12 protein-coding genes and 2 pseudogenes are annotated in these 14573 nt (G+C 73.2%); 7 read left to right on the top strand and 7 right to left on the bottom strand.

The window, feature by feature from the left end; all coding sequences use genetic code 11:
• Positions 1 to 230, bottom strand: a pseudogene (locus tag H5J33_RS36710) (hypothetical protein); the annotation flags it as partial.
• Positions 231 to 399: 169 nt separating this feature from the next.
• On the opposite strand from H5J33_RS36710, the gene dnaK reads away from it, so the two are divergent.
• The 4 genes from dnaK (at position 400) to H5J33_RS08275 (ending at position 4208) form a co-directional block, all read left to right on the top strand.
• The gene (gene dnaK, locus H5J33_RS08290) at positions 400 to 2283 is read left to right on the top strand and encodes a molecular chaperone DnaK (protein ID WP_181794233.1); all 1884 of its coding nucleotides are present in this window, start codon (positions 400 to 402) and stop codon (positions 2281 to 2283) included.
• A complete protein-coding gene (gene grpE / locus H5J33_RS08285) occupies positions 2280 to 2870 on the top strand; it encodes a nucleotide exchange factor GrpE (protein ID WP_181794232.1) in 591 nt (196 codons plus the stop codon). The genes dnaK and grpE overlap by 4 nt, the downstream gene beginning before the upstream one ends.
• 30 nt (positions 2871 to 2900) lie before the next feature.
• The gene (locus tag H5J33_RS08280) at positions 2901 to 3089 is read left to right on the top strand and encodes a hypothetical protein (RefSeq protein WP_181794231.1); all 189 of its coding nucleotides are present in this window, start codon (positions 2901 to 2903) and stop codon (positions 3087 to 3089) included.
• 87 nt (positions 3090 to 3176) lie between these two features.
• A complete protein-coding gene (locus tag H5J33_RS08275; protein ID WP_181794230.1) occupies positions 3177 to 4208 on the top strand; it encodes an SDR family oxidoreductase in 1032 nt (343 codons plus the stop codon).
• A 171-nt stretch (positions 4209 to 4379) separates the two neighbouring features.
• Here H5J33_RS08275 and H5J33_RS08270 read toward each other — a convergent pair.
• Positions 4380 to 4566 (bottom strand): annotated as a pseudogene (locus tag H5J33_RS08270) (DUF1918 domain-containing protein); the annotation flags it as partial.
• Between the two features lie 117 nt (positions 4567 to 4683).
• Here H5J33_RS08270 and H5J33_RS08265 point away from each other — a divergent pair.
• Positions 4684 to 5358 carry a CBS domain-containing protein gene (locus H5J33_RS08265; RefSeq protein WP_181794229.1) on the top strand — a complete coding sequence of 225 codons (675 nt, stop codon included), beginning with the start codon at positions 4684 to 4686 and terminating at the stop codon, positions 5356 to 5358.
• Between the two features lie 87 nt (positions 5359 to 5445).
• Here H5J33_RS08265 and H5J33_RS08260 read toward each other — a convergent pair whose 3' ends face one another.
• Positions 5446 to 6264 (bottom strand): universal stress protein, encoded by an 819-nt coding sequence (locus H5J33_RS08260; protein WP_181794228.1) that lies wholly within the window; start codon positions 6262 to 6264, stop codon positions 5446 to 5448.
• Between the two features lie 315 nt (positions 6265 to 6579).
• Here H5J33_RS08260 and H5J33_RS08255 point away from each other — a divergent pair, with 315 nt between their 5' ends.
• Positions 6580 to 8139 (top strand): AAA family ATPase, encoded by a 1560-nt coding sequence (locus tag H5J33_RS08255; protein WP_181794227.1) that lies wholly within the window; start codon positions 6580 to 6582, stop codon positions 8137 to 8139.
• 36 nt (positions 8140 to 8175) lie between these two features.
• Complete coding sequence (locus H5J33_RS08250) at positions 8176 to 9204, top strand: alcohol dehydrogenase catalytic domain-containing protein (RefSeq protein WP_181794226.1); 1029 nt, start codon at positions 8176 to 8178, stop codon at positions 9202 to 9204.
• Between the two features lie 42 nt (positions 9205 to 9246).
• Here the strand turns inward: H5J33_RS08250 and H5J33_RS08245 are convergent, their stop codons facing one another.
• From H5J33_RS08245 to H5J33_RS08230, 4 genes are all read right to left on the bottom strand, one after another.
• Positions 9247 to 9903, bottom strand: a complete 657-nt coding sequence (locus H5J33_RS08245; protein WP_181794225.1) for a TrkA family potassium uptake protein — start codon at positions 9901 to 9903, stop codon at positions 9247 to 9249.
• Positions 9900 to 10559 carry a TrkA family potassium uptake protein gene (locus tag H5J33_RS08240; RefSeq protein ID WP_181794224.1) on the bottom strand — a complete coding sequence of 220 codons (660 nt, stop codon included), beginning with the start codon at positions 10557 to 10559 and terminating at the stop codon, positions 9900 to 9902. The genes H5J33_RS08245 and H5J33_RS08240 overlap by 4 nt, the downstream gene beginning before the upstream one ends.
• Positions 10556 to 13267: a cation-transporting P-type ATPase gene (locus H5J33_RS08235; protein WP_181794223.1), complete on the bottom strand. Its 2712-nt coding sequence runs from the start codon at positions 13265 to 13267 to the stop codon at positions 10556 to 10558. The genes H5J33_RS08240 and H5J33_RS08235 overlap by 4 nt, the downstream gene beginning before the upstream one ends.
• A 283-nt stretch (positions 13268 to 13550) precedes the next feature.
• Positions 13551 to 14540, bottom strand: coding sequence for an Acg family FMN-binding oxidoreductase (locus H5J33_RS08230; RefSeq protein ID WP_181794222.1), 990 nt, complete (start codon positions 14538 to 14540; stop codon positions 13551 to 13553).
• Positions 14541 to 14573: the final 33 nt, after the last annotated feature.

The following is a 14573-nucleotide window of genomic DNA, read 5'->3' as shown; positions in this document are numbered from 1 at the left end:
CTTCGTGATGAAGGTGGACCACCTCTCCTTCTCGGAGGCGGTCGTGCCCTCCCCTTACGAGCCCCTCGGGGCTCGTAAGGGGAGGGCACGCCGTCTCCGTCGCGGGTGAAGTACTCCCATTCGTCGCCGTTCTCGTCGCGGTAGTACTGCACGTCGTAGTCGGCGCTCCACGTCTGCCAGCAGTGGCCGCAGGTGAATTCCACGCGCTCCACAGCCAGTTCGGTGATCATCGGCCTGCCTCCTTCCGTCCGGGGCCGTCTCCACAGCTACCGCCGTCCGCAAAAGCTTGTAAAGAGGTGGAAACCTGGATTTCTTGACAAGCTGGCCTGGGGACTTTATCCAGACTCCCAGTGACGTGTGTCCGCTCCGGGGTCTGGGACACGGACGGAGGAAAGGGCCATGGCACGCGCGGTAGGAATCGACCTCGGCACGACGAACTCGGTGGTCTCGGTCCTGGAGGGCGGCGAGCCCACCGTCATCACCAACACCGAGGGCGCCCGCACCACCCCGTCGGTCGTGGCGTTCGCCAAGAACGGCGAGGTGCTCGTCGGCGAGGTCGCCAAGCGGCAGGCCGTCACCAACGTGGAACGCACCGTGCGCTCGGTCAAGCGGCACATGGGTGACACGCAGTGGCGGTTCCCGGAGACCGGGAGCGTCGACGGCAAGCGGTACACGGCGCAGGAGATCTCCGCGCGGGTGCTCCAGAAGCTGAAGCGGGACGCTGAGGCGTACCTCGGCGAGGACGTCACCGACGCGGTGATCACCGTGCCGGCGTACTTCAACGACTCCCAGCGCACCGCGACCAAGGAGGCCGGGGAGATCGCCGGGCTGAAGGTGCTGCGGATCATCAACGAGCCCACGTCCGCCGCCCTGGCCTACGGACTGGACAAGGAGAACGACCAGACGGTCCTCGTCTTCGACCTCGGCGGCGGCACCTTCGACGTGTCCCTCCTGGAGATCGGCGACGGCGTGGTCGAGGTCAAGGCCACCAACGGCGACACCCGTCTGGGCGGCGACGACTGGGACCAGCGGGTCGTCGACCACCTGGTCCAGCGGTTCAAGAACCACTACGGAGTCGACCTGGCCAAGGACAAGATGGCCGTGCAGCGGCTGCGGGAGGCGGCGGAGCGCGCGAAGATCGAGCTGTCGTCGTCCTCGGAGACCACGATCAACCTGCCCTACATCACCGCGTCCGCCGAGGGCCCGCTGCACCTGGACGAGAAGCTCACCCGTGCCCAGTTCGAGCAGCTGACCGGCGACCTGCTGGAGCGGTGCAAGGGCCCGTTCCACAACGCGGTCGAGGACGCCGGGATCAAGGTGTCCGACATCGACCACGTCATCCTGGTCGGCGGCTCGACGCGGATGCCCGCGGTGACCGGCCTGGTGCGGGAGCTGACCGGCAAGGACCCGCACAAGGGCGTCAACCCGGACGAGGTCGTGGCCGTCGGCGCGGCCCTGCAGGCCGGTGTCCTCAAGGGCGAGGTCAAGGACGTCCTGCTGCTCGACGTCACCCCGCTGTCCCTCGGCATCGAGACCAAGGGCGGCATCATGACCAAACTGATCGAACGCAACACCACGATCCCGACCAAGCGCTCGGAGATCTTCACCACGGCCGAGGACAACCAGCCGTCGGTGCAGATCCAGGTCTTCCAGGGCGAGCGCGAGATCGCGGCGTACAACAAGAAGCTCGGCATGTTCGAGCTGACCGGTCTGCCGCCGGCGCCGCGCGGCGTCCCGCAGATCGAGGTCTCCTTCGACATCGACGCCAACGGCATCATGCACGTCACGGCGAAGGACCTCGGCACCGGCAGGGAACAGAAGATGACCGTCACCGGCGGCTCCTCGCTCCCGAAGGACGACATCGACCGCATGATGCGGGAGGCGGAGCAGCACGCCGAGGAGGACCGGCGCCGGCGCGAGACCGCCGAGACCCGCAACCACGCCGAGCAGGTCGCCTACCAGACCGAGAAGCTGCTGGGCGACAACGCCGACAAGATCCCCGCCGACATCAGGGGCGAGGTCGACGCGGCTCTGGCCGAGCTGAAGCAGGCGCTGAAGGCGGAACCGGCGGACACCGCGGTCCTCCGGCAGGCCACGGACAAGGTCACCGCCGCCGCCCAGAAGGTGGGCACCGCCATGTACGCCCAGGCGCAGCAGGCGCAGGGCGCCCAGGCGGCCGGCGGCGGTACGGAGGGCGGCGCCGCCGGCGCGGGCGGAACCGACGAGGACGTGGTGGACGCCGAGATCGTCGACGAGGACAAGCGGCAGGACGGTGCGGGATGAGCGGTCCGAGCGGCACCGGCCGCCGTGACAGGCCTTCGCTGTCGGTCGTCGGGGACACCCGGCGGCGGGATCCGGGAACCAGCCTGGAGCCCCGCCCCCGTGGCGATGTGGAGCCCGCCCGCCAGCCGGCCCGATCCGCCGACGGGGCCGACGGGGCCGACGTGCTGCGCGCCCGGCTGCGCGAGTGTACGGCGGACCTGCGGCGCGTGAAGGCCGAGTACGACACCTACCGCGGACGGGTCGGCCGCGACCGTCTGGCGGTCCGCGAGATCGCGGTGGCCAATGTGCTCACCGGTCTCCTGCCCGTCCTCGACGCCATCGACCAGGCCCGCCGGCAGGGCGAGGTCACGGGCGGCTTCCGGCGGGTGGCCGAGGTCCTGGAGAGCGAGCTCGCGGCCCTGGGGCTGCGGTCGTTCGGCACGGCGGGCGACCCGTTCGACCCGGCCGTGCACGAGGCCGTCTCCTGCACGTTCACCGCCGGCGTCCGGCAGCCCACCTGTGCCGTCGTCCTCCGCCCCGGCTACCGGGTCGGCGACCAGCTCCTGCGGCCGGCCCAGGTGGAGGTGGCGGAACCCGTCCGGATATGAGCCGTTCGACGTGAGGAAGGAGTCGTCGCAGTGCTGTCCGCCGTCGTGATCCCCGCGATACTGCTCGCCGTCGTTCTCGCGCCCGGCGTGTACGAGGACTGGAAGGCCTACGTCCGCCAGACGCGGCTGCCGCTGCCCCCGGCACGGCGCTCCGTACGCACCCGGCCGGCCCTCGGCACGCGGTTCGCGTCCTTCCGGAGGTGGCTCGGCCGTGGGTGAGCCGCCGCCGCTCCGCGTGTGCGCACCGGGCGGCCGGGTACCCGGCCGCTCGTCACAGCCCGGCCGTGCCGACGAGAGGAGCCGAAGGTGAGCAGCTCAGCGGGCAGCAGGGTGGTCGTCACCGGTGCCACCGGCAATGTCGGGACCAGTGTGGTGCGCCTGCTCTCCGAGGACCCCGAGGTGAAGTCGGTGCGCGGGCTGGCGCGGCGGACGCCCGAGTGGTCGCCGCCGAAGACCGAGTGGTCCGCCGTGGACCTGGGGTCGGACGAGGAGAACCTCGCCGAGCGGTTCGAGGGCGCGGACGCCGTGATCCACCTCGCCTGGGCGTTCCAGCCGACGCACGACCCGGCCCGGACCTGGCGGACCAATGTGCTGGGCGGCATCCGGGTGTTCGAGGCGGTCGCGGCGGCCCGGGTGCCGGTGCTGGTGCACGCCTCCTCCGTCGGCGCGTACTCCCCCGGGCCCAAGGACCGCGCGGTGGACGAGTCCTGGCCGACACACGGCTGGCCGGACGCGGCGTACTGCCGGGAGAAGGCCTATCTGGAGCGCACGCTGGACGTGTTCGAGCGCGACCACCCCGAGGTGCGGGTGGTGCGCATGCGCCCGGCGTTCCTGTTCAAGTGGCAGTCGGCGAGCGAGCAGCGGCGGATCTTCGGCGGGCGGTTCCTGCCCGGTCCGCTGGCCCGGCCGGAGCTGCTGCCGTTCCTGCCGGACATCCCGGGACTGCGGGTGCAGGCGCTGCACACCGACGACGCGGCCGAGGCGTACCGGCTCGCGGTGCGCTCGGACAACGCCCGGGGCCCCTTCAATCTGGCCGCCGATCCCCCGCTGGACGCCGCCGTCCTGGCCGAACTGCTCGGCTCCCGGCCCGTCCGGCTGCCGCGCACGGCGGCCCGCTCGGCGATCGCCGCCGCCTGGGGCCTGCACCTGCTGCCCGCGTCCCCGCACCTGTTCGACGCCGTACTGCGGCTGCCGCTGATGGACTGCGCGCGGGCCCGCACCGAGCTGGGCTGGCGTCCCCGGCGTACCGCGACCGAGGTGATCCGGGAGTTCCTGGAGGGCCTGCGGCAGGGCGGCGGGATGGAGACCGAGCCCATGCGGGGACGGAAGGTCGGCTGAGCGGGCCCGGGGCCCTACCGAGGACCGGAGACACACCATGGCAGTGCGGGAACGCGGAGCCGGCGGCGAGGAGCGGCCGGTACCCAGGGACATGCCCGACCAGCAGGTCGGTGCCGGGGAGGACCGGTGGGACGTCACCGCCCCGGAGCGGCCCGCCGGGGACGGACGGGGCGAGGAGATGGCGGATGTGGGCGTCGGGGCCGGGGAACATCAGGGTCACCTCGCCCGTGTCCGACCAGCGCACGTCGTAGGGCGGTGTTCCGTCGTCGTGGTGGAGCCCGATGATCTCGCCGTCGCGCCTGGCCGCTCCGGTGGCCGCGTTCTCGATGACGAGCTGGTCGCCGAGGTGAGCTCGCATGATCGCCGCCCTCTCCTCAGAATGGTGCTGTATCCAACCTGCCACGCGGGCCGCACGGCCGCACGGGGCGGCAGCCCTCCGACCCGCGAGGCGGACGGCCCGTACCCGGGAGGCGACATGCATCACCGAACGGTCGAGGAGCTCATGAGCCGCGATGTCGTCCGGGCACGGCCTGAGACACCGTTCAAGGAACTCGTCAGGCTGCTGGAGGAGAACGACGTCACCGCCCTCCCCGTGGTGGACGACCTGGACCGGCCGGTGGGGGTCGTGTCCGAGGCCGACCTGCTGCGCAAGTGCGCCGAGCAGGCCGATCCCACGGGCCGGGTCCCCATCCCGCACCTGGAGGCGTGGGAGCGCGCCAAGGCCGAGGGCTCCCGTGCCGAGGAGCTGATGTCCGCTCCCGCCGTGTGCGCGCGAGCGGAGTGGACCGTGGTCGAGGCCGCCCGCCTCATGGAGACCCAGAACGTCAAACGGCTGCCCGTGGTGGACGAGGCGGACCGGCTCCTCGGCATCGTCAGCCGCGGTGACTTGCTGCGGGTGTTCCTCCGCCGTGACGAGGCCATCCGTGAGGAGATCGGCGCAGACCTGCTGCGGCGCACCCTTGGACTCGATCCACGCGATGTCACCGCGGAGGTGCGCGACGGGCGGGTGACCCTGTCCGGCACCGTCGAGTACAGGAGTCTCATCCCCGTCGTCGAGCAGTTGTGCCGCGGCGTCGACGGCGTGGTGTCGGTCTCCGCGCACCTGGCCTACCGGACGGATGACGCCCAAGGCACCACCGCCGGGACCTGAGAAGGGGCGGGTCCCGGGGCCCGGAGCGCACGACTCGTCGCTCCGACGGGCTTTCGGCCGGCTCGCCCGGCGGCGACGCCGTGACCGTCACAGCTGGGGGACGACGGCGACGGGACACGGCGCATGGTGCAGCATCGCGTGACTGACCAGTCCCAGCTGCAGGCCCGGATGGCCGAGCCGTCGCCGCGCGCCGACGATCAGCAGATCCGCCGTCGACGCGGCTTCCAGCAGCGCCGGGCGCCCCGGCTTCTCCACGGGCCGCCGGATCACCGTGGTGTCCGGATACCTTTGCAGGGGCAGGCGCAGGGCGTCGTCGAGCACCTGCGCCGGCGGGCGGCGGCGGGTCTCCATGAACCCCGGCGTGGACCGCGATGCCGCACGGTCCCCCGAGGGCGCGCCGCCGGCGTGCACCGCCACGAGCCGGCACCGGCGCACGTGGGCTTCGCGCAGCGCGAACTCCACGGCGCTCCCGCTGCCCTCACCGTCCTCCACACCGACGACGACGCTGCCGAAACGGCCGCCGCGATGCTCCGGGGTACCGCGGACCACGATGACCGGGCAGTCGGCGTGTGCCGCCACGGCGAGGCCGACCGAGCCCAGCAGCATGCCGGCGAGACCCCCGTGCCCCCGGTACCCGAGGACCAGCGCGAAGGCGTTGCGTCCCTTGTCGACCAGCGCGGAGGCCGCGTCCAACCGCGAGACCTCGCTGGACGAGCGGACCGTCGGAGCGGCCGCTGCGGCGCGCGCGTAGGCGTCGCGGATGGCGGCGGACGCCTCCTGCTCACCGGTCGCCGCGTGCAGCAGATGCAGCGGCAACCCGTGCCGGGCCGCCTCGGCGGCGGCCCAGGTGACCGCCTCCAGACTCGGCTCGGAGCCGTCGACGCCCACCACCAGGGGAATCGTCACCTGGTCCGCCTCCTCTCGGCCGGGCTCCGAAGACCTGCCGGTCACTCCGTCCGCATGCGCCCCGGCGAGGGCCGGGGGATCCTCGGAAGGGAGGAACCTGTCGTGACGTCCGCGCGGGACATCCGGATCGCGCACCCGGTGGGACCACCCCGCCGCCCCTCCAGCTTCCAACGAGACGGAGGCCGTCGCCATGCCACCACCCGCCACCGCGGTCCGCGCGGCGGGCCCGGGTACCTGGCCGCCGCCCGGCCGTTCCCCGGCTCGCGGCGCGGGACACCGCCCCGCACGGGCGCTGTTCCGGCGCCGTCCTTCCTCATGATCGGGGCCGGCCTCCACCCCTTGGGCGCCGACGCCCCACCGGCCCGGTCGGGTACCGCACAGCCGTCCCCGCGCGCGGGGGTCCGCGAAACCCACACCGCCACGCTGTTCTTCGTCGGCGACCGGGCCTACAAGAGCAAGAAGCCGGTGGCGCTGGGTTTCCTCGACTACACCACCGTCGCGGCCCGCCGGGCCGCGTGCGAGCGGGAGATCGCCCTCAACCGCCGGTTCGCGCCGGACGTCTACGTCGGTCTGGGAGAGTTCCGCGGTCCCGACGCGGAGGACCCCGAGCCGGTGGTGGTGATGCGCCGCATGCCGGAGGACCGCCGCCTGTCCCACCTCGTACGGGCGGGGGTCACCGTGGACGACGTGCTCGGCACCGTCGCACGGCGTCTGGCCGCGTGGCACGCGACGGCACCCCGGGGCCCGGAGGTCGAGGAACAGGGCAGGCGCGACGCGCTGGCGGCGCGGTGGGAGGCCGGCTTCGCGCAGGTCCACGATCTGCCCGGGCAGGGAGTCGCGGCCGACTGCCTGACCGGGATCGAGCGGCTGGTGCGGCGCTATCTGGCCGGCCGCGAGCGGCTGTTCGACGCCCGGATCGAGCAGGGCAGGGTGGTCGACGGTCACGGAGACCTGCTCGCCGAGGACGTCTTCTGCCTGGACGACGGCCCGCGGGTCCTCGACTGCCTGGAGTTCGACGACCGCCTGCGCTACGTGGACGGCCTGGACGACGCCGCCTTCCTCGCCATGGACCTGGAGCAGCTCGGCGCCCCGGAGGCAGCGGGCTGGTTCCTCGCCCGGTACGGCGAGTACTCCGCGGACCCCGCACCCCCCTCCTTGTGGCACCACTACGTCGCCTACCGTGCCTTCGTCCGGGTCAAGGTCTCGCTGATCCAGGCCCGCCAGGGAACGCCGGGCGCGGAAGCGGCGGCGCGACGGCTCGCCACGCTGACACTGCGCCACCTGCGTACCTCCGCCGTCTCCCTCACCGTCGTCGGCGGCCTGCCCGGAAGCGGCAAGTCCACCCTCTCCGGAGCGCTCGCCGACCGGCTGGGCGTCACCCTGCTCAGCAGCGACCGCGTCCGCAAGGAACTCGCGGGCATCCCCGCGGAACAGTCCGCCGCGGCCGGCTACGGCGAAGGCCTCTACACGCCGGAATGGACGGCCAGGACCTACACCGCCCTGCTGGACCGCGCGGCCGTCCTGCTGTCCTTGGGCGAGTCCGTCGTCCTCGACGCCAGCTGGTCGGACGCCGTGCGGCGGGAAGCCGCCGCACGCGTGGCCGAACGCGCCGGCGCCGACCTGGTGGCGCTGCGCTGCCATGTGCCGGACGCCGTGTCCACGGCACGCCTCGGCACGCGCGCCCCGGGGCCCTCCGACGCCGGTCCGGACATCGCCGCCGCCATGGCGGCCAAGGAGCCCGCGTGGCCGGAGGCCGTCCCCATCGACACCAGCGGGGCGCTGGAGAGCGCGGTCACCCGGGCGCTGACGGCCGTACGCCCGTGGGGCACCGGCCAGGCCCCGGTCTTCCGGCGTCCCTACATGGAGCCGGACTGAGCCGCCCGCAGGGCCGGCAGCGAGGGAGTGGGCAAGGTGCGAGCGCTCGTCTATCACGGCCCGGACCGGATCTCCTGGGACACCGTCCCCGACCCCGTGATCGAGGAGGCGACCGATGCCCTGGTACGTGTGGACGCGACCACCGTCTGCGGTACCGACCTGCACATCCGGCGGGGCGGCTTCCCCGAGGTGAGGCCGGGGACGGTACTGGGCCACGAGGCCGTCGGGGAGGTCGTGCGGACCGGTGGCCAGGTGCACCACCTGCACCCCGGTGACCAGGTGATCGTGTCGTCCGTCTCGGCCTGCGGCGACTGCGGGGAGTGCCATGACGCCCGGTACGGACAGTGCCGTGGCGGGGGCGGGTGGATCCTGGGGAACCTGATCGACGGCACCCAGGCCGAGCTGGTCCGCGTGCCGTTCGCGGACCACTCCACCACCCGGTGCCCCGCGGGCCTCCCGCTGGACGACGCCGTGCTGCTCGCCGAACTCCTGCCCACCGCCTACGAGGTCGGGGTGCGCAACGGACACGTCGGGCCCGGGGACACCGTCGTCGTGGTGGGCGCCGGGCCCGTCGGCCTGGCGTGCGCCGTCGTCGCGCGGCTGTACTCCCCGCGCAGGATCGTCGTCGTCGACCTGGCCGGCGCCCGGCTGGAGGCGGCCGTCCGGCTGGGGGCGGATGCCGCCGAATCGCCGGGGAGGATGATCGCCGAGCTGTCCGAGGGGCCGGGCGCGGACGTCGTCATCGAGGCGACCGGGGAACCGGACGGCTTCCTGCTGTGCACGCGGGCCGTCCGCACCGGAGGGCACATCGCCAGCATCGGGACCCACGGCAGACCGGTGACGCTGCATCTGGAGTCCCTGTGGTGCAAGAACCTGACGATCAGCACGGGGCAGGTCGACACGTCTTCCACGTCCTGGCTGCTGGAGCTGATGCGCTTCGGCCGGCTGCCCGCCTCCCCGCTGGTCACCCACACCCTCGGTCTCGGCCGGATGGAGGAAGCCTACGAGGTGTTCGCCCACGGCACCGGCACGGGCGCCCTGAAAGTCGTGCTGCACCGGGACTGAGCCCCGCTCCTCGGCGCTGACCAGGACTTTTCGGGCCCTCTTTCACTGGAATGCCGCGTGGATCTCCTGCTCCGTGGCCTCGTGCGACACGAGCAGGAGTTCGTCACCCGGGAGCAGGCGCACCTCGGGACGGGGGACCGTCGGGCGGCCGTCGCGCACGACGGTGGCGACCACGGTGCCCGGGGGCAGGACGATCTCGCCCAGCCGGCGCCCGGCGGCCCGGGATTCCTCGGTGATCGCGGTCTCCATGACCTCGACGCCCGCCTTGCTCAGCCGCAGCAGCGCCACCGTGTCCGTGGCTCCCGTGGCCTCCTCGATGAGGGAGACCAGCGGGGTCGCCGCCGGTACCGCCACGTCCACGCCCCACCTCTGGTCGAAGAGCCACGCGTTCTCGTCCTCGTTGACGCGTGCGGCCACCCGTGCCACGCCGAACCGCCGCTTGGCGAGCAGGCTGATCACCAGGTTGTCCTCGTCGCACCCGGTGGCGGCGACGACCAGGTCGCAGGCGAGGGCCCCCGCGTGTTCGAGCAGCTCCGGATCGCACGCGTCCCCGGTCACCACGCGCACGAGCGGCAGGCCGCCGAGTTCGGCCACCCGGTCGTCGTCGTACTCGACGAGGGTCACGTCGTTGCGGGCGGCGGACAGCACCCGGGCGATCTGGGCGCCGAGCCGTCCCGCGCCCGCGATCAGGACCTTCACGTTCCCAGCTCCTTGTCGAGGAAGCCGCTCAGCCGGCCGAGGGCCGTCGCGGCGACGCTGAAGGTGACCAGGTCGCCCGGCTCGGCCAGGACGCCGTGGGCGGGGAGCAACGAGCGGCCGGCACGGGTGATCTCCACGACCCGGATCTCGCCGTCGACGTCGAACTCGGTCGTCCGCCGCCCGGTGAGATAGGCCGGCAGCGAGGAGCGCACGAGGAGCGTCTCGCCGTTGCCGAAGGCCAGTTCGGGAGTGAGGTGACGGTGCAGGAGCATCTGGTGGATGCGGTTGACGGCCCAGCGGACGCTGGAGATCGTCGGGATGCCCAGCTCCCGGCAGATGTCGGCGCGGCGCGGGTCGTGGATGCGGGCGAGGACGACCGGCACCCGGTACGTCTCCTTGGCGGTCCGGGCGCTGACGATGTTGCCGTTGTCCCCGGAGGTGACCGCGACGAAGGCGTCCGCGCCGGCGATCCCGGCCGCCTCCAGCACGGGGCGGCTGAAACCGTTGCCCACGTGGAAGGCGGCCGGGAAACCGGGTGACAGCCTTCTCTGCGCCTTCGGCTGCCGGTCCACGAGGCGTACGTCGTGGCCCTCGGCGACGAGCCGCGTGGCCAGGACGACCCCGACCCGGCCGCAGCCGGCGATGATCACTCTCATCGTGTTCCTCCCTTCGGGGCTGCCGCCCGGCCCGGCAGCACCCCTTTCCGGCATTCCTCGGCGGCCAGCAGCAGGGCTCCGAGTCCTGCCAGGACCGCCCAGTCGGCCGGGCCCAGCGGCGCGGTACGGAAGACGGCCTGGAGCGGCGGGGCGTAGCTGATGGCGGCCATCAGCCCGATGCCGAAGCAGCCGGCGGCGAGCAGCCAGGGGTTGGTCAGCAGACCCGCCCGGAAGACGCTCTGCCGGTCGGTGCGCACGGCCAGCGCGTTGAAGAACTGGCTGACGACGATCCCGGCCTGGACCATCGTGATCGCTTCCCGGTAGACGGGGTCGCTCTTCGTGAAGTCGGCGTAGGGGATGCCGGAGGCGTGGATGTGCCAGAAGAAGACGGCGCACACGCCGAGGGCCTGGATGCCGCCGAGGAAGAGGATCCGCCCCATCACGGCCGCCGAGAAGAGCCGCTCGTGGCGGGGGCGTGGAGGGCTGTTCATGACGTCGGGTTCCATGGGCTCCGCGCCGAGGGCGAGGGCGGGCAGCACGTCCGACCCGAGGTCGATGGCGAGGATCTGCACGGCCGTGATCGGCACGAGCGGGAATCCGGCGAAGGTCGCGGCGAGGATCGGCACGAGTTCGGCGATGTTGTGGCTGAAGAGGTAGATCAGGAACTTGCGGATGTTGCGGTAGACCGAGCGGCCGAGCCCCACCGCGGTGCCGATGGAGGCGAAGGAGTCGTCGAGCAGCACCATCACGGCGGCCTCGCGTGCCACGTCGGTGCCGGAGGCCCCCATGGCGACGCCGATGTCGGCGTGCTTGAGGGCCGGGGCGTCGTTGGCGCCGTCCCCGGTGACGGCGACGACCTCGCCACGCCGCTGCAACGCGGTGACCACCCGCAGTTTGTGCTCCGGGGTGACCCGGCAGAGCAGCAGTTCGACGGAGCCCGCGAGCAGGCCGTCCAGGCCGTTGTCGTCCAGCGCGTCCAGCCGGGCGCCCGTCACCAGCGTCGGGTCGGGACCGCGCACGATCCCGACGCGGCGGGCGACGGCCTCGGCCGTCAGGGGATGGTCGCCGGTGACCATGACGATACGGATGCCGGCGCGCCGGCAGGCGTCCACCGCGTCCCGTACCTCCGGCCGGGGCGGGTCGTACATCGCGACGAGCCCCAGCAGCGTCAGCCGCGTCTCGACGTCCTCCAGGGGCGGCCGGGGCCCGGCCACCTGCCGCCGGGCGACACCGAGGACACGCAGCCCCTGCCCGGCCATGCCGTCGGCCGCGGCGGCCACACCGGCCCGCTCGGTCTCCGCCAGCGGTGTCCTCGCACCCTCCCGGTCCATGGCGTCGCAGCGGGCCAGCAACTCCGCGGGCGCGCCCTTGACGTACGTGACATGACCGCCGTCGGTGTCGCGGTGCACGGTGCTCATGAGCTTCCGCGTCGAATCGAAGGGATTCTCCGCCACGCGGGGTGTCCGGGCCTCCTCCCGCGCCGGATCGAGGCCGGCCTTGCCGGCGGCCACCAGCAGGGCACCCTCGGTGGTGTCGCCGAGAACGCGCCACGGCTCCCGTCCGCTGGGCGGTACCAGCCGGGCGTTGCAGCACAGAGCCGCCGCCCGCAGCAGCTCCCGCACCGGCCCGGGATCGGCGACCTCACCGGCCGGTGCGTAGCCCACTCCGGTCACGGCGTGCGGCACGCCGTCCGCCCACACCTGTACGACGGTCATCTCGGCCTGGGTAAGGGTGCCCGTCTTGTCGGTGCAGATCACGCTGGTCGACCCCAGGGCCTCCACCGCGAGCAGCTGCTTGACCAGGGCGTGCCGGCGGGCCATGCGGCGCACACCGATCGCCAGGGACACCGACAGAGTGGCCGGCAGGCCCTCGGGCACCAGGGCGACCATCACGCCCAGCGAGAAGACGAACGTGTCGACGAACGGCTGGCCGCCGGGGACGCGGATCGCGAAGAGAAGGGCCCCGGTCGCGAACGCCGCGCCCGCGACCCGGCGGGCCATGACGGCGACCTGCCGTTGCAGGGGCGTCCGCTGTCTCGGGGCGGCGGCGGTGAGCCGGAAGATCCGCCCGAACTCGGTGGCCGCGCCGGTGCCGAACACGACGGCCTTCGCGGTGCCCGCCACCAGGTCGGTGCCCATCCACACGCAATTGCGGGCCTCCAGCGGCGGCCCGGGCGGCACGGCTTCCGCGACGCGGGCGACCGGATCGCTCTCACCGGTGAGCGCGGCGTTGTTGACCGCGGCTTCGTGCGCCTCGACCAGCCGGCAGTCGGCCGGCACCGCGTCGCCGGCCTCCAGGACCACCACGTCGCCGGGCACCAGTTCCCGCGCGGGCAGCTCCTGCCGTTCCCCGTCGCGCAGGACGCGGCAGGTGTGCGGCACCATCGCGCGCAGGGACTGGGCCGTGCGCTCGGCGGAGTACTCCTGCGCGAAACCGATGCCGGCGTTGAGCAGCACCACGCAGAGGATCGCCAGCGCGAGCTGGAGGGTCGCCGGTTCCCGGGGCCGGCCGAGCCAGTAGGCGAGGAACGTGAGCGCCGAGGACACGAGCAGCACGATCGCGAAGAGGTCGGTGAACTGCGCGACGAACCGCCGCCACGGCCGCCCCCGCTTCACGGCGGGCAGCTCGTTCGGCCCGTGCAGGGCCCGCCGTTCGGCCGCCTCGGCCGCCGTGAGCCCACGCGCGGAGCCGCCGGTGGCGGTGAACACCGCGGATGCCGGAAGAACGGGAAGGGCAGCGGCGGCTTCCTGCTGCCCCGGGGGCGGTGGCTTCGTCGCGCGTCGCGTGGGCGGCCCGTCCTGACGGATGACGGCCGGCCGCCGGCGAACCAGGTGAGAACTCATGCTTCCCTCTCCGCGGGAGGACGCCGGCGAGCGGCCGCCCGCCGGGTCACCCCGGCCGGGAGGACGTGGCAGGGCACCCGCACCGGCGGAGCCGTCATCACCTCGGCATCTCCGTCCGGGCCGCGCCTCGCCGTGCCGCGGTTTCCGGTCACAGGACGTCCAGCACGTCGTCGACCGGCCGTCGTGGGCTGGCCGGTCCCTCGGGGCCGTAGCCGAGACGGATCACCATCTGCACGTGCCCCATGGCCGATACGGGGTCGCGGACGGCCCACCGGATCTCCGGCCACTCCAAGGGCTGTGAGGTGACCGAGGCGACCAGACCGTCGGCGGTGGCCCTGAGCAGGACCCGCTCCAGTGCCTGACCGGCGCACAGCCAGTCCACCGGCTTGTCGTGGGCCGTACCGAGCAGAGCGATCTCCGGCGTCTTCTCGAACGGTGCCCAGCCCCGCCCGGGCACCGGACGCCCGGCGGCGAAGTCCCGTACCGGAACGGAGGTTCCGCGCCGGCGTGGGCCGAACGCCTCGCCGGGGATGCCGTCGGCGGTGCCGGCGCCGCCCGCCGGCTCCGGGTGCGTCCACTTCTCGGTCTCCCCGCGCACCTCCGGGTCGGCCGCTTCTCTGCCCTCGGCGTCCCGCACCAGGTCCAGGATCGAGTCGATGTGCCAGGCACCGGGAAACAACAGCAGCGCGCCCTCCGCGGCGGCCGCTTCGCACAGCCTCTCCCGCACCGCCGTGGGGACCGTCTCGTCACGGAAGGGGAGACGGCTGGAATGCCGGCGCCGGACCGCCGGGCCCAGAAGGGCCAGCTGCCCGTCGGGGGGTCCGGTGGCGCACAGATGCGCTTCGGCGAGGAGGTCGGGGTAGGCGGGTTCGGGCAGCAGCCGCACGAGCGGTGCCAGGCCCGCCGCCGCGGCGGACACGCGCAGATTGAGCAGCGCGGCGCCGCAGCCGATGTGCAGGCCACGATGGTCCGGATCCGTGCGCGGCAGGGCGCGCCGCGGGTCCGCGTACAGGCGCAGGACGCCGATGTCGCGCAGGTAGCGGAAGGACCAGGGCTGCGCGTTGTGCAGCGACGGGGCCCTGGAGGCGTCCGCGACGAGTGCGGTGACGGTTTCCACGTCGGGAGGCTGTGCGGTCACGGTGGATTCCCTTCGGCCGGTCCGCTCCGGCGC

The sequence above is a fragment of the Streptomyces sp. WELS2 genome (genome assembly GCF_013870595.1).
Taxonomy (GTDB): domain Bacteria; phylum Actinomycetota; class Actinomycetes; order Streptomycetales; family Streptomycetaceae; genus Streptomyces.
Note: the sequence above shows the minus strand (reverse complement) of the source record. Positions and strands in the feature narration are given on the sequence as shown.

Excerpts from the sequence above, each read along its gene's own strand:
- H5J33_RS08240 (WP_181794224.1), bottom strand. The coding sequence starts at position 10,559 with ATGAGAGTGATCATCGCCGGCTGCGGCCGGGTCGGGGTCGTCCTGGCC.
- H5J33_RS08255 (WP_181794227.1), top strand. The coding sequence starts at position 6,580 with ATGATCGGGGCCGGCCTCCACCCCTTGGGCGCCGACGCCCCACCGGCC.
- grpE (WP_181794232.1), top strand. The coding sequence starts at position 2,280 with ATGAGCGGTCCGAGCGGCACCGGCCGCCGTGACAGGCCTTCGCTGTCG.
- dnaK (WP_181794233.1), top strand. The coding sequence starts at position 400 with ATGGCACGCGCGGTAGGAATCGACCTCGGCACGACGAACTCGGTGGTC.
- H5J33_RS08265 (WP_181794229.1), top strand. The coding sequence starts at position 4,684 with ATGCATCACCGAACGGTCGAGGAGCTCATGAGCCGCGATGTCGTCCGG.